Source organism: Citrobacter sp. Cpo090 (assembly GCF_030332665.1).
Lineage (GTDB): Bacteria > Pseudomonadota > Gammaproteobacteria > Enterobacterales > Enterobacteriaceae > Citrobacter > Citrobacter portucalensis.
Map to the genome: position 1 here is coordinate 800,886 of NZ_JAOWHK010000025.1, position 14,585 is coordinate 815,470.

The window sequence follows — 14,585 nt, forward strand, 5'->3', positions numbered from 1 at the left end:
TCCTTAGCTTGATGCCATGTGACCAGCTGCGATCAACTTAGTCAGCAGTGAGTTGAAGTCAGCTTGAGTTGGCGCTGCTGTTAACTGTGCAGTGAATGTCATCTGCTTAACTGTACCGGCAGTGGATGTAGTTGCTGCCACTGGGGTTTCTGATGCTTTTGCTACGCTTACTGATTCGCCCGACTGAGCGACTACGATTGCTGGCATGATTTCACCTATGCGTTAACGATAATGATTGCGTCAGCGTTAAGTGGCTTGACGTATACAGGAGTACCAGATGAAGCGTGATAAATGTACTGAGTCAAAGAGGATCCGCTGAACGGCAGACCAATCAGGTTTCCTGGCGCAGATGTTGATTGGCAGATGTATGCCTCTGTACCTGAAATCGAAATGGTGGCCGCTGCGGTACCATCATAGACCTGAGTCCACACGCCTTTAGGTGCGGGTACGTTTAGTAATTGCATATTTCACCTTATGGGGATGGGACCATCTGTTCAGCAACAAGAAGAATCGATGTGGCCGTGAACGTCGCTCCGTTCGATACGATGGTGATGTCACTTCCGCTGGTAGCCAGATTCCCGTCTTTGTCGACACTGAAGAATGTCGGAAAAGAAAGAATGTCTGTCGTGACCTGAGCGTCTCGCGTTTTCGTCAACGAGTTACCGTTGGTCTGCGGGAAATCAACCGTCATGCTTCGGTTTGTTGACGCACCTGACCATGTGCCGATCACGTTAACCTTGAACGTTACCGTAGTGTTCTGGTTGAACACGTTTAGCTTGTTAGTCGTTGTGTTGAAAAATGGCGCAAGGGATCCGGTGTGCGTCAGGTTTTTAATCAGGTTAATCAGATTGGTTGGCGTGGTCGGTATAACCAGACTCAGCCCACTGAAGCAGCATTCTGATTTCTGCCTTACTGATGATGCCCCTGCCGGTCCGGGTGGGCCTGATGGCCCCGGAACACTACCAAATGGATAAAGCGACATACCTTCTCCTTAGCGCAACGGTTTCTCTGCTTCTCAGTAGTGATTGGTCACTTCCGGCTTACCCGTCAGCAAGATTTGATCACCGCCTTATTGGGGTTGAGCAATCTTTCCTGTTCGGGATGATTCTATTTCTCGGATGGTTCGTACCTGTCCGTTGCAGGTATCAAGCGCACTCAGCAGGGCAACGTTAAGCTGCACACTGTCGCCAAACGTCATGTCTTCTTTAATGGTCGGTATAAAGCAATCAACCAGAAGATTTGCCGGTATCGGTACTGTTGGCGTCTTTACCACTTCGTATTGAATCTGCCTGTCTGCGCAGCTGCTCAATGACAGAATCAGGAATAAGCTCGATAGAGCACTTGTTGTTTTTAAGCGCATCCTTCACCTCTTCCTGCAATCTCTGTGATTTCATTTCTGCCGCCGCCCGGCGCTTTGCCTCTTTGTCTACCAACTTATTCATGTCGGTGACAGCATCAGTCAGGTTCTGCAGGGTTGTTGCCAGATCCTTGTTCTTGACGTTGAGTTGCTTTGACTCTGCTGTCAGGGTGCCGTTACTGATGCGCAACTGCCGGTTGTCAGCGCCGAGCTTGACGATAAAGCCGATGATGATCAGCGCGAAAATGAACGGGATGAGGTTTTTAATCGTGGTGATGCTCATTTAAGTGCACCTCCATAAGAGATGTACTTATTCACCAGGTCATCTATTTTGTGCTCATATTGACCATATCCAGCTCCGGGCAGAGACGCCCAGATGTTTGAGCACTTAGCAATTGCCTCTTTGATATAACCTGCCTCAATATCAGCCAAAGCTTTACGCTCTCTAATCTGCTGAATGGCGATAGCGTCCTGATTGGCTGGGGAAAAGTCTTTCAGTCCAAGTTGCTTCTTGTAAGCATCATAATATCTCGACAGTAATTGGTATCTACCGGCTGCCGTTGATTTAATGCCTAGGCTTGTCAGCGTTACCAGTTTACGTGGATGGTCTGCGTATCCATTAAATAACGAGCCACCTACGACAACGTTATAGCCATTATCACTACCTTTGATTCGGCTAGTTCCTTCAGACCAAGCAAGCATGTCGAGAAACGCTTGCAGATTACTGCTTATCTTCATCGACAACTCCAGATGCCTTGTTCAGGAATCTACCTTCAAGGGCTTTAATTAGGGAAGAACCTGACCACCCCGCCATACCGCACACGCCACCTGTAACCTCTTGAGGCCAGCCGTAGTGGATTGCGATCATAATCATAAGGAGGCCCGCAAATATCGACACGATTAGTTGTAGGCACATGGTCCTCCAACTAAATGCTTCACCGTTGAGGACTTTGAATGAATAACTGGCTATTGCGCCGACTAGGGTCATGCCGAAAGCGATGAGGATCGACCAGAGGTTCGGATCGCTTTTGTATGGCATTCTGTTCATTTCCACCCCCAGACTCGGGGACTTGTTCAAAAATAAGATTGCGGGTGATTGTTAGATGAACAAATCCGATCTAATGTCTATACCGTCTGATCAGACGATATGGGCCTTCGGTCTTTGTTCGTGATTCGAGTCACGGGCAAGATGGCGGTGAGTAGTTGACGCTACTTACCGTCGCCCATTTTCACGAAGCCCGCCATTGAGCGGGTTTTCTTTTTTGAAGCGCACTAATCACCGTAGCCACAGATATTCAGCAATGAGTTGGTTGGGTCTGGTTCTTGGTGGTAATGCGCTTTAAAAAAGCCAGCTGCGATGCTGGCAAGATGAGGGTAGTGCGTTGAGCTTTCGCTCTTATGGTCCTGGTAGGTATTTGGCGGGACAGGAAGGATTCGAACCTTCGACCAATCGGTTAACAGCCGATCGCACAACCTCTGTGCTTCTGACCCTGAATGCAAAAAGCCCCAAGCTATTAACTCGGGGCTTCGATGTTCGCTCTCGCAAACAGTACTGCGTAGACTCTTGCAAACCTCTCAGCTTGCGATGGTTGGAGTACCAGACGATGCGTCGAAGATACCAACTAGGCGGTTCAGTGGTGAGAGCCGCCTCTTTTGCCTCACCATCACTGAAAGTGCGTTACATACAAAAATCGCACAATATCAGATTTACATGAAATATATGCTTTTCAATCCAGTTTTGCAAGACTTACATCTAAATTTGTCGCCTTTTGTTGTGAACGTGATCGCGTTACTTGCAATAAAGCACTGCTATCAAGACGCATGAATGTACGTTTCATCTCCAGCCATCGATCGGTAAATGTCTCAGACCAGTTCTTTGGTGTGACGCCAACAAGCTCTGCCAGTTGCTGGTATTCGTAAGTTTCGCGCCCTGCCAGTTCTGCTTTAACGTCCTGCGCCGCTAACCAGATAAGGGCCTTCAGCCTATCCAACGTCTTTCCTGCTACCTTCTTTGTGCCAAGGGAGGATTTGAACTCTGCCCATGCCCACTGAGTTATCGAAACCTGATTTTCCCATCGCACATTCTCGCTGTAGTTCCAGAGCAACCACGCCTTCTGATGTTCATCGAGTGACAACACTGCGCGACGCCACGATGCTGTTGAATACTCAACCGGCCGCACCAACGCGATAGATGAACCTTTGGCGCGTGATTGCTGTCCTGGTATTGGTGGGCTGGTTGGATTCATCAGGCGACCGTTAGCCGGATTAACCACCTTCAGGCGAGATCGGCTGCGCGGTGTCGCTTCAAACATCGCATTCTCGGCAAATGCTACCAACTGGCCTTTAGTTGCGCCGCTCAGGTCAGCAGTCGCTACAATAAGCTGCTCGCGTACAAACTGCAGGTATTGAGTATTCATGCTGACGGCCCCTTGTTGATGTTTGCGCGGTTGATAATTTCACGGCGTAATTCGTTGTTCCGATCGATGCGTTTCTGAAGATCTGCTGTCTCAACATCCAGACGGGCTATTTCACTTCTTGCGTAAGGAGTCAGCCTGGTAGCACGCTCTACTGACGAGCGCTGATAGTTGTCGATATCGGTGCGGGTCATGCTGCCTCCTGTTGTTTCAGTTCTTTGAGCTTTGCGCGGTAATGCGCTGCCAGTGCGTCGAGTTCTTCACGCGTCCATTTCTTTGCTTCGTGCGGGACCATCAGACGGTCATAGGCTTCCTGTCCAATCTTGGCGATCAGCCGCGGGCGGTATTCGCCAATATTTCCTGACAGATAGGAGTTACAGGCCTCACACTGGATATGACAGTTGGTTTCGTCGTAGCGGGTTTCTGGCGATGCGCCGACAGTACGGAAGTGACCAGCGTTCATCTTCGCGCCGGAGTTACGACCACAGCTGATGCATGGTTGTCCTGCGTCACGCTGGCGAATAAACGCGTTAAACGCTGTCTGGGCGCGTTTGTGATATTGGCTAAGTGGTTGCAAGGCTTTCTTGCGAATCTTCAGCTCACGGCGTTCCTTCTGCGCCTCCTGCTTGCGCTTGCGCTCGGATGCCAGTTTCTTCTTGGCTAACAGCAACTGGCTGTACTCGTAGCCATGCTCAGGACAGCACCACCAGACGTTGTCGTAGGTAGCGGTGAATTTTGTCCTGCAGATTTTGCAGCTGCGGCGGGTTGGTTTACGCATTGCGATCACCCCACTGCTTAGCCCATTCAATTTCTATGCGGGACTTGTCGCTGAATTTGACGTTCTGCTGAGTGCCGAACCAGTAGATAGCCTCGATGACTTCTACCATCTGGCGCACAGTCATCTTGCTGGTACGTTGACCGAACATCACAATGCCGCCATCCAGACCGGGAGCCATTCGTTGCTCCTGCTTCTTGGACTTGGCTACCATTGCGGTTATCAAATCTTTCCAGTCGTCTGAGTCGTATTTGCTGCCGAACCAGAGAACTTGATCGGATAGGTCTTTTAAAAGCGGCCATAATTTACGGTTTTGCTGAGCGGTGCGGGTCATCTCTTTGATATCGAGAATCAACGGGCGCTTAGCATCTACCGGCAACTCACGGATGTAGTTGATGGCGTTCTGCTTAACAGATTCGTTTACGAGGTGGAATTGTTGCTTCATACGCCACCTCCGAGAGGTAACGCAGAATGCAGAAAATCGCAGGTGCCGCTAAGCATCTGTGACAAGGTGATGATTTCAGATTGTAGTCGCATTTAAGTCCCCTTAAATGCGCAGAAGTCACCAGAGTTGTTCAGGCTCTGGTGAAGCGATTATGGCTGGTTGATTATTGGAAATCAAACGTTGCTTGCTGTTGCGCGGATTAATATTTGTAGCGGTTTTCCGGGAGAAACGCGTATTCGTAAGTGAAGTTGAATGCCTCGTTTTCGGTGTCGAATCGGCGCTCGGTGATATCTCTCCAGTGCCCTCCCCTGAAATACTTCTGAGCTACCCACTTTCCCTCGAACGGAAAAACGGCATATGCGCCGACATACCGGTTATCAGCATGCGGATCCGGATACGACTCACCTTCTGCCAGAGTGTAAAACTTGATGCCGCCAACAATGAGACATCCCATTACTTCTTCTCGTTCTGGGCTGCCATATCCAGATAGCGCAGATCGGATGATTTCGGAAGCGTCAGGCTCTGCTCACGGTAGTGGCGTACGCGCTCCATGAAGTATTCGCGAAGATGCTCTGGCTGCTCACGGGCTACCTGCTCAGCGATTACCGGCATGTTCAGGCGCTCTTTGTACGCTACGCCACTGGCAGCCAGGTCGACGTTAACCTTGTCCTGCTCTTCCTGTGGCTTTGCAGCAATATTCCAGTCAGACATTAGTCAGCAGTTCTCCCGCGCCAGCGTTTGTTGGTTTCTGAGATTCGATCAGTATCGACGGACTCGACCTCCCCTTCCGAAAATCTAATGGCATTTGCTTTATTTAGCGCAGCCCTGGCCTCTTCTTCTGCCTTGCTGAAATGCACCGTCTTTTTTCCCCTGAAACTACCAACGCTAATTTTGGAAGAGGTTTGAGCCTTGTATTTACTAATCCGTAATTGTGCCGCCAAATGGGCTTTTGCCTCTGCCCGGTTCGCAGGTTTCTTCTTGACCAACTCAACGTCTAATTGGTATTGCTGCTTAGCATTTAGCTTCTTCGGCTTCATGATGTCACTCTCAAACAAAGTCCGTTTATCATAGAATAAAAGGCCCCTAAGAGCCTTGATTTGCATCTATGCGGATTATCGTCAGCTTGTTCGTCACTTCACCTCCTGCTGCGGTGATGCTGGCAGCGGCATCCAGTGAGTTGGCGTCCATGATGCACCATACACTGTCCATTTCCCTGAGAGCCAATAACCTACCTTCTTGTGCCAGTCACCAGGGCCATCAAATTCTTTAGTACATAAAACTTCTTCGCTTCCTTCAGGCATCCGCTCGCTTACCGGAATCCAACCATCCGGAGTTACCGGAAAGTTGCCAGCCTGAAGCATGGCGGCGCTGATAACAGAATATGCATCGTCACCATGCTGTTCGCTGTAATCGTCCATTTTAGCGCTTATATAGCGAATCCATTCCTGAGCGTGCCCATAGTTTCTCTCCCGATAATCATCAAGCATGCATTGTACGAGCCTAAGTGCCTCGATTAATGTTTCGTCAATCGTATTAACTACCGGTGCTGGTTGTGCGTTGACGTTGGCAAAGGCAGCACGCAAACCGGTCTTAATTTCCTCTACCTCATCGTCACCTAACGATGAATCAGACAGTGCATGATGGAATGCGTAGGCCATGTCGTCGTTGACTACCACAGGCTCCGCACCAAACGCTGCAATCGCCCCATCAATCACCTTCACAGCATCAGCCATTGCGTAGCCGAGATTGCCGCCGTCGCTTTGTGCTGCTGCTTTGCTGAGTATTTCGCGTATCTGGTGCAGGCGATCGAGTGATACAGGACCGTGCGCCGGGTGGTTAGTTGTCATGGGTTATTCCTTAAACTGCTAATTGCAGTTGCATGTCGAACCGGTCACGCTGCTCGCAGTACGCAAGAGAGCCGGGGCTGTTATGCGATTCAATGCGCTCTACCATTAACGCGGCGCGAGTTTCTTTTGAAGCTGGCGCGTAAGCACCAGACCATGCTTTATCGATGCCGATGTTACGGGCGACATTTGTACTATCAGCGATGGCTAACGGTAACTTTGTGAATATCAGCGGGTTTAACATGCGCAAACCGTGCAACTTAGTGACAGGCTGGCTGTGAGCATCAACAACATGACGAATCAGGTCTTTCATTCTGGCTACAGCAAGGTTGGGACGCTTAACGTCATAGTCACCACATGAACCGATTGCAACGCGGGGATACTCATTGCAGAGCCTGATAAAACGCTCGTCGCTTTCATTCATGTGCCAGACAGGAACGCCGAAAAACTCCCCATGCGGCCACTCATCAAGAAGCGCTTCGTTCTCTTCCTCGCCGCCGTCGATAACATCCGGGATGATGGCGAAATCAAAGCCGGGATGATTTTTCCAGCGGGCCACAAACTCGTAGTAATCGCTCCAGTCGATTTTGTTTTTGCCAGCTGCTTTCCACGCAGTGAATGCACCGTTGTCCAGCGCGAATGACTGGCAGTATTCAGCTGCGAGGTTAATTTGCCCGGAGTGCGCGAAACTGATAAACGCATGGCGTCCTTTCCACGCTTTCATGGCGCACGTATCCGGCGTTATTGGTCCGCCGTGATAGTGAATCATCTCACTCCCCCTTCACGCCAATGCCAGCGGCGGCGCGTTCAGCTTCACTTTGTTCCCAAAACCACTTGTGAAGCGCCATAAGCTCTTCGTCAATCGGTGCGTATTTGCGGTCAAAGTAGGCCTGAGCATCTTTCTCAGATTCGTCAGGCAATTCGCCAGGGCCAAACAGCGTGTTATAAATCCATGCCAGTCCGTTCTTAGCGTCGCCAGTTGCCTGCCATTCGATAATTGCAGCCTGCATGACCAGAATGCTCTTCCCGATTAACAGGTCCAGTTCTTTGTACCGGTTACGGATGTATACATTCTCTCTCTGTAATTCAGCATTGCGCTTCTCTGCCGCTTCCAGCGCCTCTACCAGCGCGTTAGCTTCACCCTCTTTTAGCACCACTGTGTCAAAGCTTTCGGTCTGCTTTTTGATTTTGGCAATCAGCGCCTGTTTGTTGAGTGCTGTCATTGGGCTGCCTCCTGCTCCTTGCGGCGATTGATATAGCGGGTAATAGCCTCACGTACTTCTTTGCGCTCTGCTTCGGTAGGCTTTGTTGAGCGCATCCACTCCGGAATTGTGTTCTTGCTCATAGCGCGGCTCCTTTGCGAAGTTGGGCGGCGAAGTCACGCATTAGTGGATATTCGCTATCAACTCCAATATCGTCATTTGACAGCAATGACTCTGCACACGCCTCCACACCCTGCGCCCGCACTTCAGCCATGAAAGCATCGGTGACTGGGGTTTTGACGCTCAACGCAAAATGCTCAATGCTGCCTTTTGCATCATCAAGTGCAACGACCGCTGTTTCACTCTCTCCATCTTCCGATACGTGCCACCCATAAGAATCATAAAAGCACTGGATATCCTCAACCGCCTTGTTTACACCATCTTTCAGCGCTGCACACTCCGCCGCCAGCTCCCTGCACTTGCTCTCGGCGTTAGCGAGCTGTACTGCCATGTCTGTTTCTGCTGCTTGCCATGCCCACCATGCAACCTGCATGTCCCAGGCCATGTACTCGCCATCAGAGTTTTTACAGACGCGGTAATCAATCGAGTCACCGAAGCGCGCCTTAATGGCTTGCTCAAATTTTTCTCTGCTAGTCATAATCCTACCCTCATAAAAAAGGCCCGCATTGCGAGCCTGTTAATCGATGTTTTTGCTATTTAATTTCATGATTTAAATGTTCAGGTTTGAAGGTGTGCCAGTAACCTTCCTCCCGGATTTCTTCTTTCTTTCTGCCGCAACCATTGCAGCCGTAGTGAAAGATGATGGTTGGCTGTAACCCAGTTATAGATTGATAAGGATGGAGCTCTTTCTTAAACAGAACCCACTTATGTAAACCGATTAAGCAACGAATCTTCACCATTTCCTCCGGGCATAAAAAAGGCCGACTATCACGGCCACGCTTGCAGATAGCTCTGCTATGTAGATTTCAGTCATGTCAGATTTACCTGATGTAATTCCATCCGAATTTGATGATTGCTATCGGGGCAACGGCAACCAACAGCCACATGAATATGCTTGCCACGAAATAGCCAAAAGCATCTTTCCCTTCGGTTACTCCGCGCACGAAAGCCTGTAGAACAATAACGAACCACAGCAGCATCCAGAGAACGCCAATGATTTTTGCGATTATCAACATGCCCTCCCATAAACCATCATCAGCCGCTTTCTCGCATCGCTCTGCATAAACTCAGCCACGACTCCATTCTTTGCCGGGTCGTATGGTGCGAACATCTTCGGGTCGTCACTGTTACGCGTCTTTTTCATACCCTTCGCTTCCTGGCTGCTCAGGTTAGCCTCAACAGCACGACGCCGGATTTCATCGTAGCCGCCACTTTTCAGCCAGTGCTGATAAGCATCTTCGCCGGGGAATACACCGATACCCGGCACGCTGCGCAGCTTGCCCATGAAGCGGAGTTGCTTGGCCTCTTCGTAGTACCGGTTACGACAGATGCCAAGCTCCTTGTAAATCAGATCAACCTTGGCTGGTTGGTTAACTGATACGTAATCGAGAATGCGTTGCTTTAGGCTGTCCATCATGCGGCCCCCTTCGAGCGGTATGAATCCCAGGTGAATGACAGTGTGCAGCCGCCGCCGTCGCTCATGCGGTCTATGACGCGCTCACCAATGAATGCCGAAAGTTCTTCTTTGGTCTGGTTGCTAATCAGGATGGTTGGCTTCATGCGCTCGTATCTGGTGTTGATGATTTCGAACATAATCAGCTTCTCCGCTTCGCTTCCAAACTGAACCCCTACTTCATCGATGATCAGCAGGTCAGGCTTGGTGAACTGCCTGATAACTTCGTCTTCGGTTCTTGTAGCCGTCTTTGACCATGTCGATTTGAACTCCCTGGCAATTTTTAGCGCCGTGGTGAAAGCGACTGGACTTTGATGCTCTTCGATGACGCGCTTTGCTATTGCTAGTGCCAGATGATTTTTACCGGTTCCTGGCTTCCCACACATGACCAATCCACCGCCACGCTTAAGTCTTTCAGGCCACTTACTGGCATAGGCCTGGCATACTCGTAGAGCCCGCTTCGAGTCGTCGTTGACAGGTTCGTAGTTATCAAGTGTGCATTCTGAGAATCGTTCAGGTATCTGCAGGTCGAGCATCAGTCGCTCAATATTTCGCTCTCTTGCCGCACGGTTTTGTTGGTCAAGTTCGCGATTAAGAAGGTCCAATTCTTCTTGCAGACAAGAAGGACACTCACTAGGCCTTGTGGGGAGTTTTATTGGCCCGGTTGATATGCGGTTACGCTGCTCAAACTCACCATGTTTCTCACAGTTTCCAGTGCCAAACTCAACGGTTGTGTACTGAATATCCAGAGGGGCAACTTTGAGTTCTTCGAGTTTCTTCTCAATCTGAGATATTTTTTCATGAAGCTGCATGATCACCTCGCCCAATCAGGGATTTCTGTCTGGCCATAGTCTTTGCCAGCAAAATTTTCTGACAGTGATCGAGAAGAGGTTCTGGCAACGGGTTGTGCTCTCCTTCCGAACTTCGCCGCATTTCTCAGCCAGGTGTTAAGCGCAAGGTTCCAGTCCTTGAACGTTGAACCTTTCGATTGGTGGTGATCTGAGAATGCCGATACTTCGCTTTGCAGGTCGACACCAAGCTCAGTTGCTAATTTCAAATTGCCTTCAGTGGTCGTGAAGTCTTTAGGAAATTGAGTAGCTCGTTTTTGTGTCTTTTCAGGCTTTGGAGGAACTGCAGCCTGGGGGACTATAGGGGGATTATTTATATTGTCTTTATTTGTCTTTAAAGAATGTCTTTTGTGTGTCTCTAACTTCGAGACTTCACTTGTCTCTAACTTGGAGACATTACGTGTCTCTGATTTGGAGACAAAATTGCTAACTTGGAGACACTTGCTGAAACGCCATGCAGAAACCTCCTTGTTCACGCCAATTTTGCTTCCATCCAGAAACAGACAGTTCATTGAAAGCAGCTCTTTTTTTGCCTTGTTTACGTTCTGCCTGGACAGACCGGTAATTTGAGCGATTTGCTCATCGGCAATGCGATCTGATTTCTTATTGAAGCCGTATGTTTTCCTGATATACGCCAGCATCAACTTTAGCTGGCGAGCAGTTAAATCAGCACTTGCAATGGATTCCAGCAGCTCGTTAGCGATACGGGTGTATCCGTCATCGAGTTCTGCCACGCGAGACTCCTGATCCCCCGAGTCAGCCCCAGGGAAGTTGTATACTCTGGCGATATTTGCCATAATTACTCCTGCAACTTTGTTGACATGACACAGTGCTTTTAGGCGTCCAGACTGTTACCGCAGCTGGGCGTCTTTTCATTTTTGAGGATTGAAGCAACCTCTTTCGCTAACCGGGCCATGTCGTCATCGACAACGCCCCACTCCAGAACGGCAAGAAGCATCGACAACTTCGGCAGCATGCTTTCCTTCCAGCGGGTAATACCTGACTTATCCATACCCAACGCTTTGGCTACGTTAGTAGAGCCGCGCATGGCAATCTGATTCAGGATCCAAGACTCGATTTTTCGAGCCTGAGTTTTGTTTCGGGTAGTTGTGTTATCCATCTGTGATAATTCCTTTGGTGTGAAATAGTTAATGCGCATCCTGTGATGCGTAGTTGTTATCTCCACAAGGGCGGAGAGGATGAGCAGCAATGTTAAAGAGCGGTGGTAATTAAGCGGCTTTGCCGTCTTTCTCTCCGTACTGCAGCCATACAGGGTCGCAGTTAAGAGCCGTTGCAATCTCAAACAAGAAACGAGGACGCTTTGTGACTCCAGCTTCAATCAATTGAATTGACTGCTGCTTTACACCGGCTTTTGTAGCAAGCTCGGTTTGGGTCATTTTCAGTGACACTCGTTTGTTTTTGAGGCGCTCAGATAATGTTTGCATAATGCCTCCTTCTACAAACTTTCTTGTATTTTCATACAAAGTAACTTGTTTGTCAATTACAGTTTTTCTTGTAACCATGGAGGTAACTTTACAGAGGTGTTTATGAGTATTTCTTCCAGGGTAAAAAGCAAAAGAACTCAGTTAGGACTTAACCAAGTTGAGCTTGCCGAAAGAGTAGGAACAACACAGCAATCAATTGAGCAGCTTGAAAACGGAAAAACAAAGCGCCCAAGGTTCCTTCCTGAGCTTGCTGTTGCATTGGGTACTAGCGTTGATTGGCTTTTGAATGGATCTCCTGAAGCCAATGTAGAATATGCTGGCCCAAATAATCCAAAGGGGAAATATCCATTGATTAGTGCTGTAAGTGCCGGATGCTGGTCTGAAGCATGCGAGCCATATAATCTGAAAGATATTGAAGAATGGTATGACAGCGACATCAACATGCTAGGAGATGGCTTCTGGCTTAGAGTTGAAGGCGACTCAATGACATCACCTGCAGGCCAGAGCATACCCGAAGGTCATCTTGTTTTGGTCGATACTGGCAGAGAGCCATCAAACGGTAGCCTTGTGGTTGCCAAACTGATCGATGCTAATGAGGCTACATTTAAAAAATTAGTCATAGATGGTGGCATGAAATACCTGAAAGGACTGAATCCGGCGTGGCCGATGATTCCCATAAACGGGAACTGCAAGATCATCGGTGTCGTAGTGGAGGCAAGGGTAAAATTCGTATGAGAAATTACATAATAGCTATGGCATTGCTTTCACTATCTCCGCTATCTAATGCTGATTGCTGGATTGTGTCTGGCCTTCAAGGTAAATCTTCATTTAGCGATGACGGCTATACATTCATTGATGATGCGATGACCGGAGTTGCTTTCAAGCTAACCATTAATGGAGACATAGCGTCATTAACCCATATGGATGGCTCATCTGTTTCTGATCTCTCTTACGTTCCGCTGTCTAGCAATACCATGGTAGGAAGTTACCAATCAGGCGGCGGAATAACAGTTGAAACATGGTCAGTAACCAAGGATAAAAAAGTTATTTACTCCAAAGTCATGAACATACCTGGCTATCAGAAACTCACATCAACCAAGGCATTTGTTGGTGATGTAGCTGGTACGTGCACCAATTAATTCCCCCTCAAACACCATCTTCTAAATAATAAAAACAAATTATTTTCCGTTTAAAAACAACGGAGTTTGTTTTTATTGTCCAAAAATACAATATTCCTTGTAGACACAATACAAACTATCTTGTAAATTTATCCCATCAGCAGGAAGCACCACCGAGACAAGGAATTGAGTCTCAGCTCTTTAACACTGATGGGGTTACTTCTCCCGCCCTTGTGGGAGACCAAAGGAAGTTGCTTTGGAGTGTGACGAAATGCAGCTGCATCGACAGCAACTCAGAAGATAAGCGCCTGAGCGTCACACCCTAAAGCAACCACTGGAGGACATATGACCAAATTTATCGCAAGCAACAGCGTTACACGTCGTTATCTGAAACGTGGCGAGCTGATGGCTAAACGACGCGCTGAGGCTGCTCAGAACGCGTTACATGGAGTTAAGCATGATATGTCACGAGTAGACCGCGCCACTTCGCTCGGTAGTCTGCGTGACAGCAATACAGGCGGATCTGCATGTTTGCCGGATGTTGCGCTATACGCCGCAGGACATCGCAGCAGCAAATCGGTTACGGCGCGTTAATTAACTTATGAGGTGAGGCAATGGAGAAAATTAAGGCAATTCTTCGCAGTAAGCCAGCATCAGATAGGGCAGTAGCTGCTGCTGGTCTTTATCTGCATGGTAACTGGGTTTATATCCTTCCAAATGAAGATAAATTTCTCAAAAGGTACATCAGGATGCATAAACATATGGCTGCCTAACTGGCGGCCTTTTTATTAGCTCACGATACAAACAGAGGGTAAGGCGATGATCGACGACGTTCAACGCATCGATTCTATGATAAATGTTCTGAAAAATATGAAGCAGGACATGAAGCGACAGCAGAAGTTGAGCTCCATAAACAGCTTAGAGCTGACTCCCAAGCAAGCTCAAAAGCGTAATGCTGACGCTGAGTGGATTGCCATGGAGCAGATTAAGCGACGCCATGAACTACATGCGCTTTCAGTTGAGCTTGGTTTCGCTGAGCGCCGTGCCAGTTACGACACATTTGAATTAACCGACGGCTGGCACCGATTCAATCACAAGCCTCGTGAACCTCAATAGCCGCCTAACAAGCGGCTTTTTTCATACCTCAGCGTCTTCTCAGAGGACGCTCAGTTATGAATGGCGGCTATCCACCGCCTGTTAGCGCAGAGGTCTTTTAACGTTCAGCGGCGCGGCTTAAGCGCGGAGATGATTATGAGCAAAGAAAATAATGGTGGCCCAGCGTTTCCAGTTGCTGGAAGCGATCACAACTACCCAATTGAAGGCATGACGCTGCGTGATTACATGGCAATAAAAGCGATGGCAGCAATTGTGCGTAGATACGACGGACATTCATTTGGTGGTGGCCCGGACTCACCGCAGTACAGAGAATTAGCTGTTGATGCGTATTACATCGCAGACGCAATGCTCCGCGCCCGGGAGACATCATGACAGTAACCCACAACGG

The 14,585-nt window shown here is 48.7% G+C and carries 31 protein-coding genes and 1 tRNA gene; 6 read left to right on the forward strand and 26 right to left on the reverse strand.

Features of this window, described 5'->3' with window-relative positions; translation table 11 throughout:
* Positions 1-3 precede the first annotated feature (3 nt).
* The 26 genes from OGY83_RS06430 to OGY83_RS06550 form a co-directional block, all read right to left on the reverse strand.
* Positions 4-207 (reverse strand): hypothetical protein, encoded by a 204-nt coding sequence (locus OGY83_RS06430; protein WP_156595464.1) that lies wholly within the window; start codon positions 205-207, stop codon positions 4-6.
* An 8-nt stretch (positions 208-215) separates the two neighbouring features.
* Entirely contained in the window at positions 216-464 is a 249-nt protein-coding gene (locus OGY83_RS06435; RefSeq protein ID WP_185654708.1) for a hypothetical protein, read from the reverse strand.
* Between the two features lie 8 nt (positions 465-472).
* Entirely contained in the window at positions 473-982 is a 510-nt protein-coding gene (locus OGY83_RS06440) for a tail needle knob protein (protein ID WP_286635506.1), read from the reverse strand.
* A gap of 87 nt (positions 983-1,069) precedes the next feature.
* On the reverse strand, positions 1,070-1,273 hold the full coding sequence (gene lysC / locus OGY83_RS25290) for an Rz1-like lysis system protein LysC (RefSeq protein WP_418921860.1): 204 nt from the start codon (positions 1,271-1,273) through the stop codon (positions 1,070-1,072).
* Positions 1,227-1,640: a DUF2570 domain-containing protein gene (locus OGY83_RS06445; RefSeq protein ID WP_286635507.1), complete on the reverse strand. Its 414-nt coding sequence runs from the start codon at positions 1,638-1,640 to the stop codon at positions 1,227-1,229. The genes lysC and OGY83_RS06445 overlap by 47 nt, the downstream gene beginning before the upstream one ends.
* The gene (locus OGY83_RS06450) at positions 1,637-2,095 is read right to left on the reverse strand and encodes a glycoside hydrolase family 24 protein (RefSeq protein WP_286635508.1); all 459 of its coding nucleotides are present in this window, start codon (positions 2,093-2,095) and stop codon (positions 1,637-1,639) included. The genes OGY83_RS06445 and OGY83_RS06450 overlap by 4 nt, the downstream gene beginning before the upstream one ends.
* Positions 2,079-2,396: a phage holin family protein gene (locus tag OGY83_RS06455; RefSeq protein ID WP_063451792.1), complete on the reverse strand. Its 318-nt coding sequence runs from the start codon at positions 2,394-2,396 to the stop codon at positions 2,079-2,081. Before OGY83_RS06455 ends, OGY83_RS06450 begins: the two co-directional genes overlap by 17 nt.
* A 377-nt stretch (positions 2,397-2,773) precedes the next feature.
* Positions 2,774-2,848, reverse strand: a tRNA-Asn gene (locus tag OGY83_RS06460).
* Positions 2,849-3,084: 236 nt separating this feature from the next.
* Positions 3,085-3,774, reverse strand: a complete 690-nt coding sequence (locus OGY83_RS06465; RefSeq protein ID WP_286635509.1) for a bacteriophage antitermination protein Q — start codon at positions 3,772-3,774, stop codon at positions 3,085-3,087.
* Positions 3,771-3,965, reverse strand: coding sequence for a hypothetical protein (locus OGY83_RS06470; RefSeq protein ID WP_286635510.1), 195 nt, complete (start codon positions 3,963-3,965; stop codon positions 3,771-3,773). The genes OGY83_RS06465 and OGY83_RS06470 overlap by 4 nt, the downstream gene beginning before the upstream one ends.
* A complete protein-coding gene (locus OGY83_RS06475) occupies positions 3,962-4,549 on the reverse strand; it encodes a recombination protein NinG (protein ID WP_286635511.1) in 588 nt (195 codons plus the stop codon). The genes OGY83_RS06470 and OGY83_RS06475 overlap by 4 nt, the downstream gene beginning before the upstream one ends.
* Positions 4,542-4,991 (reverse strand): recombination protein NinB, encoded by a 450-nt coding sequence (locus OGY83_RS06480; protein ID WP_286635512.1) that lies wholly within the window; start codon positions 4,989-4,991, stop codon positions 4,542-4,544. Before OGY83_RS06480 ends, OGY83_RS06475 begins: the two co-directional genes overlap by 8 nt.
* Before the next feature lie 199 nt (positions 4,992-5,190).
* Positions 5,191-5,445, reverse strand: a complete 255-nt coding sequence (locus OGY83_RS06485) for a hypothetical protein (protein ID WP_286635513.1) — start codon at positions 5,443-5,445, stop codon at positions 5,191-5,193.
* Positions 5,445-5,702: a DNA polymerase III subunit theta gene (locus OGY83_RS06490; RefSeq protein ID WP_286635514.1), complete on the reverse strand. Its 258-nt coding sequence runs from the start codon at positions 5,700-5,702 to the stop codon at positions 5,445-5,447. The genes OGY83_RS06485 and OGY83_RS06490 overlap by 1 nt, the downstream gene beginning before the upstream one ends.
* Complete coding sequence (locus OGY83_RS06495; RefSeq protein ID WP_286635515.1) at positions 5,702-6,028, reverse strand: hypothetical protein; 327 nt, start codon at positions 6,026-6,028, stop codon at positions 5,702-5,704. The genes OGY83_RS06490 and OGY83_RS06495 overlap by 1 nt, the downstream gene beginning before the upstream one ends.
* Before the next feature lie 93 nt (positions 6,029-6,121).
* The gene (locus tag OGY83_RS06500) at positions 6,122-6,838 is read right to left on the reverse strand and encodes a DUF551 domain-containing protein (RefSeq protein WP_286635516.1); all 717 of its coding nucleotides are present in this window, start codon (positions 6,836-6,838) and stop codon (positions 6,122-6,124) included.
* Between the two features lie 10 nt (positions 6,839-6,848).
* On the reverse strand, positions 6,849-7,604 hold the full coding sequence (locus OGY83_RS06505) for a hypothetical protein (protein ID WP_286635517.1): 756 nt from the start codon (positions 7,602-7,604) through the stop codon (positions 6,849-6,851).
* 1 nt (position 7,605) lies between these two features.
* Positions 7,606-8,058 carry an ead/Ea22-like family protein gene (locus OGY83_RS06510; protein ID WP_286635518.1) on the reverse strand — a complete coding sequence of 151 codons (453 nt, stop codon included), beginning with the start codon at positions 8,056-8,058 and terminating at the stop codon, positions 7,606-7,608.
* The gene (locus OGY83_RS06515; RefSeq protein WP_286635519.1) at positions 8,055-8,180 is read right to left on the reverse strand and encodes a hypothetical protein; all 126 of its coding nucleotides are present in this window, start codon (positions 8,178-8,180) and stop codon (positions 8,055-8,057) included. Before OGY83_RS06515 ends, OGY83_RS06510 begins: the two co-directional genes overlap by 4 nt.
* Positions 8,177-8,695 (reverse strand): phiTE_015 family protein, encoded by a 519-nt coding sequence (locus OGY83_RS06520; protein ID WP_286635520.1) that lies wholly within the window; start codon positions 8,693-8,695, stop codon positions 8,177-8,179. Before OGY83_RS06520 ends, OGY83_RS06515 begins: the two co-directional genes overlap by 4 nt.
* 343 nt (positions 8,696-9,038) lie before the next feature.
* A complete protein-coding gene (locus OGY83_RS06525) occupies positions 9,039-9,233 on the reverse strand; it encodes a hypothetical protein (protein ID WP_286635521.1) in 195 nt (64 codons plus the stop codon).
* Positions 9,227-9,634, reverse strand: coding sequence for a hypothetical protein (locus OGY83_RS06530; protein WP_286635522.1), 408 nt, complete (start codon positions 9,632-9,634; stop codon positions 9,227-9,229). Before OGY83_RS06530 ends, OGY83_RS06525 begins: the two co-directional genes overlap by 7 nt.
* Complete coding sequence (locus OGY83_RS06535) at positions 9,631-10,482, reverse strand: ATP-binding protein (protein ID WP_286635523.1); 852 nt, start codon at positions 10,480-10,482, stop codon at positions 9,631-9,633. The genes OGY83_RS06530 and OGY83_RS06535 overlap by 4 nt, the downstream gene beginning before the upstream one ends.
* Before the next feature lie 2 nt (positions 10,483-10,484).
* Positions 10,485-11,315: a replication protein gene (locus tag OGY83_RS06540; protein ID WP_286635524.1), complete on the reverse strand. Its 831-nt coding sequence runs from the start codon at positions 11,313-11,315 to the stop codon at positions 10,485-10,487.
* 38 nt (positions 11,316-11,353) lie between these two features.
* Positions 11,354-11,638 (reverse strand): CII family transcriptional regulator, encoded by a 285-nt coding sequence (locus OGY83_RS06545; RefSeq protein WP_117343701.1) that lies wholly within the window; start codon positions 11,636-11,638, stop codon positions 11,354-11,356.
* 109 nt (positions 11,639-11,747) lie between these two features.
* Positions 11,748-11,963 carry a helix-turn-helix domain-containing protein gene (locus OGY83_RS06550; protein ID WP_071701411.1) on the reverse strand — a complete coding sequence of 72 codons (216 nt, stop codon included), beginning with the start codon at positions 11,961-11,963 and terminating at the stop codon, positions 11,748-11,750.
* A gap of 102 nt (positions 11,964-12,065) precedes the next feature.
* On the opposite strand from OGY83_RS06550, the gene OGY83_RS06555 reads away from it, so the two are divergent.
* From OGY83_RS06555 to OGY83_RS06580, 6 genes are all read left to right on the forward strand, one after another.
* A complete protein-coding gene (locus tag OGY83_RS06555) occupies positions 12,066-12,698 on the forward strand; it encodes a LexA family protein (protein ID WP_286635525.1) in 633 nt (210 codons plus the stop codon).
* Complete coding sequence (locus OGY83_RS06560) at positions 12,695-13,102, forward strand: hypothetical protein (RefSeq protein WP_286635526.1); 408 nt, start codon at positions 12,695-12,697, stop codon at positions 13,100-13,102. The genes OGY83_RS06555 and OGY83_RS06560 overlap by 4 nt, the downstream gene beginning before the upstream one ends.
* A gap of 324 nt (positions 13,103-13,426) precedes the next feature.
* The gene (locus OGY83_RS06565; RefSeq protein ID WP_048220904.1) at positions 13,427-13,675 is read left to right on the forward strand and encodes a transcriptional antitermination N peptide; all 249 of its coding nucleotides are present in this window, start codon (positions 13,427-13,429) and stop codon (positions 13,673-13,675) included.
* Between the two features lie 20 nt (positions 13,676-13,695).
* Positions 13,696-13,854, forward strand: a complete 159-nt coding sequence (locus OGY83_RS06570; RefSeq protein WP_286635527.1) for a hypothetical protein — start codon at positions 13,696-13,698, stop codon at positions 13,852-13,854.
* 46 nt (positions 13,855-13,900) lie between these two features.
* Positions 13,901-14,197, forward strand: coding sequence for a regulator (locus tag OGY83_RS06575; protein WP_286635528.1), 297 nt, complete (start codon positions 13,901-13,903; stop codon positions 14,195-14,197).
* Between the two features lie 135 nt (positions 14,198-14,332).
* Complete coding sequence (locus OGY83_RS06580) at positions 14,333-14,569, forward strand: hypothetical protein (RefSeq protein WP_286635529.1); 237 nt, start codon at positions 14,333-14,335, stop codon at positions 14,567-14,569.
* Positions 14,570-14,585 lie beyond the last annotated feature (16 nt).

Excerpts from the sequence above, each read along its gene's own strand:
- OGY83_RS06430 (WP_156595464.1), bottom strand. The coding sequence starts at position 207 with ATGCCAGCAATCGTAGTCGCTCAGTCGGGCGAATCAGTAAGCGTAGCA.
- OGY83_RS06435 (WP_185654708.1), bottom strand. The coding sequence starts at position 464 with ATGCAATTACTAAACGTACCCGCACCTAAAGGCGTGTGGACTCAGGTC.
- OGY83_RS06440 (WP_286635506.1), bottom strand. The coding sequence starts at position 982 with ATGTCGCTTTATCCATTTGGTAGTGTTCCGGGGCCATCAGGCCCACCC.
- OGY83_RS06445 (WP_286635507.1), bottom strand. The coding sequence starts at position 1,640 with ATGAGCATCACCACGATTAAAAACCTCATCCCGTTCATTTTCGCGCTG.
- OGY83_RS06450 (WP_286635508.1), bottom strand. The coding sequence starts at position 2,095 with ATGAAGATAAGCAGTAATCTGCAAGCGTTTCTCGACATGCTTGCTTGG.
- OGY83_RS06455 (WP_063451792.1), bottom strand. The coding sequence starts at position 2,396 with ATGCCATACAAAAGCGATCCGAACCTCTGGTCGATCCTCATCGCTTTC.
- OGY83_RS06465 (WP_286635509.1), bottom strand. The coding sequence starts at position 3,774 with ATGAATACTCAATACCTGCAGTTTGTACGCGAGCAGCTTATTGTAGCG.
- OGY83_RS06470 (WP_286635510.1), bottom strand. The coding sequence starts at position 3,965 with ATGACCCGCACCGATATCGACAACTATCAGCGCTCGTCAGTAGAGCGT.
- OGY83_RS06475 (WP_286635511.1), bottom strand. The coding sequence starts at position 4,549 with ATGCGTAAACCAACCCGCCGCAGCTGCAAAATCTGCAGGACAAAATTC.
- OGY83_RS06480 (WP_286635512.1), bottom strand. The coding sequence starts at position 4,991 with ATGAAGCAACAATTCCACCTCGTAAACGAATCTGTTAAGCAGAACGCC.
- OGY83_RS06485 (WP_286635513.1), bottom strand. The coding sequence starts at position 5,445 with ATGGGATGTCTCATTGTTGGCGGCATCAAGTTTTACACTCTGGCAGAA.
- OGY83_RS06490 (WP_286635514.1), bottom strand. The coding sequence starts at position 5,702 with ATGTCTGACTGGAATATTGCTGCAAAGCCACAGGAAGAGCAGGACAAG.
- OGY83_RS06495 (WP_286635515.1), bottom strand. The coding sequence starts at position 6,028 with ATGAAGCCGAAGAAGCTAAATGCTAAGCAGCAATACCAATTAGACGTT.
- OGY83_RS06500 (WP_286635516.1), bottom strand. The coding sequence starts at position 6,838 with ATGACAACTAACCACCCGGCGCACGGTCCTGTATCACTCGATCGCCTG.
- OGY83_RS06505 (WP_286635517.1), bottom strand. The coding sequence starts at position 7,604 with ATGATTCACTATCACGGCGGACCAATAACGCCGGATACGTGCGCCATG.
- OGY83_RS06510 (WP_286635518.1), bottom strand. The coding sequence starts at position 8,058 with ATGACAGCACTCAACAAACAGGCGCTGATTGCCAAAATCAAAAAGCAG.
- OGY83_RS06515 (WP_286635519.1), bottom strand. The coding sequence starts at position 8,180 with ATGAGCAAGAACACAATTCCGGAGTGGATGCGCTCAACAAAGCCTACC.
- OGY83_RS06520 (WP_286635520.1), bottom strand. The coding sequence starts at position 8,695 with ATGACTAGCAGAGAAAAATTTGAGCAAGCCATTAAGGCGCGCTTCGGT.
- OGY83_RS06525 (WP_286635521.1), bottom strand. The coding sequence starts at position 9,233 with ATGTTGATAATCGCAAAAATCATTGGCGTTCTCTGGATGCTGCTGTGG.
- OGY83_RS06530 (WP_286635522.1), bottom strand. The coding sequence starts at position 9,634 with ATGATGGACAGCCTAAAGCAACGCATTCTCGATTACGTATCAGTTAAC.
- OGY83_RS06535 (WP_286635523.1), bottom strand. The coding sequence starts at position 10,482 with ATGCAGCTTCATGAAAAAATATCTCAGATTGAGAAGAAACTCGAAGAA.
- OGY83_RS06540 (WP_286635524.1), bottom strand. The coding sequence starts at position 11,315 with ATGGCAAATATCGCCAGAGTATACAACTTCCCTGGGGCTGACTCGGGG.
- OGY83_RS06545 (WP_117343701.1), bottom strand. The coding sequence starts at position 11,638 with ATGGATAACACAACTACCCGAAACAAAACTCAGGCTCGAAAAATCGAG.
- OGY83_RS06550 (WP_071701411.1), bottom strand. The coding sequence starts at position 11,963 with ATGCAAACATTATCTGAGCGCCTCAAAAACAAACGAGTGTCACTGAAA.
- OGY83_RS06555 (WP_286635525.1), top strand. The coding sequence starts at position 12,066 with ATGAGTATTTCTTCCAGGGTAAAAAGCAAAAGAACTCAGTTAGGACTT.
- OGY83_RS06560 (WP_286635526.1), top strand. The coding sequence starts at position 12,695 with ATGAGAAATTACATAATAGCTATGGCATTGCTTTCACTATCTCCGCTA.
- OGY83_RS06565 (WP_048220904.1), top strand. The coding sequence starts at position 13,427 with ATGACCAAATTTATCGCAAGCAACAGCGTTACACGTCGTTATCTGAAA.
- OGY83_RS06570 (WP_286635527.1), top strand. The coding sequence starts at position 13,696 with ATGGAGAAAATTAAGGCAATTCTTCGCAGTAAGCCAGCATCAGATAGG.
- OGY83_RS06575 (WP_286635528.1), top strand. The coding sequence starts at position 13,901 with ATGATCGACGACGTTCAACGCATCGATTCTATGATAAATGTTCTGAAA.
- OGY83_RS06580 (WP_286635529.1), top strand. The coding sequence starts at position 14,333 with ATGAGCAAAGAAAATAATGGTGGCCCAGCGTTTCCAGTTGCTGGAAGC.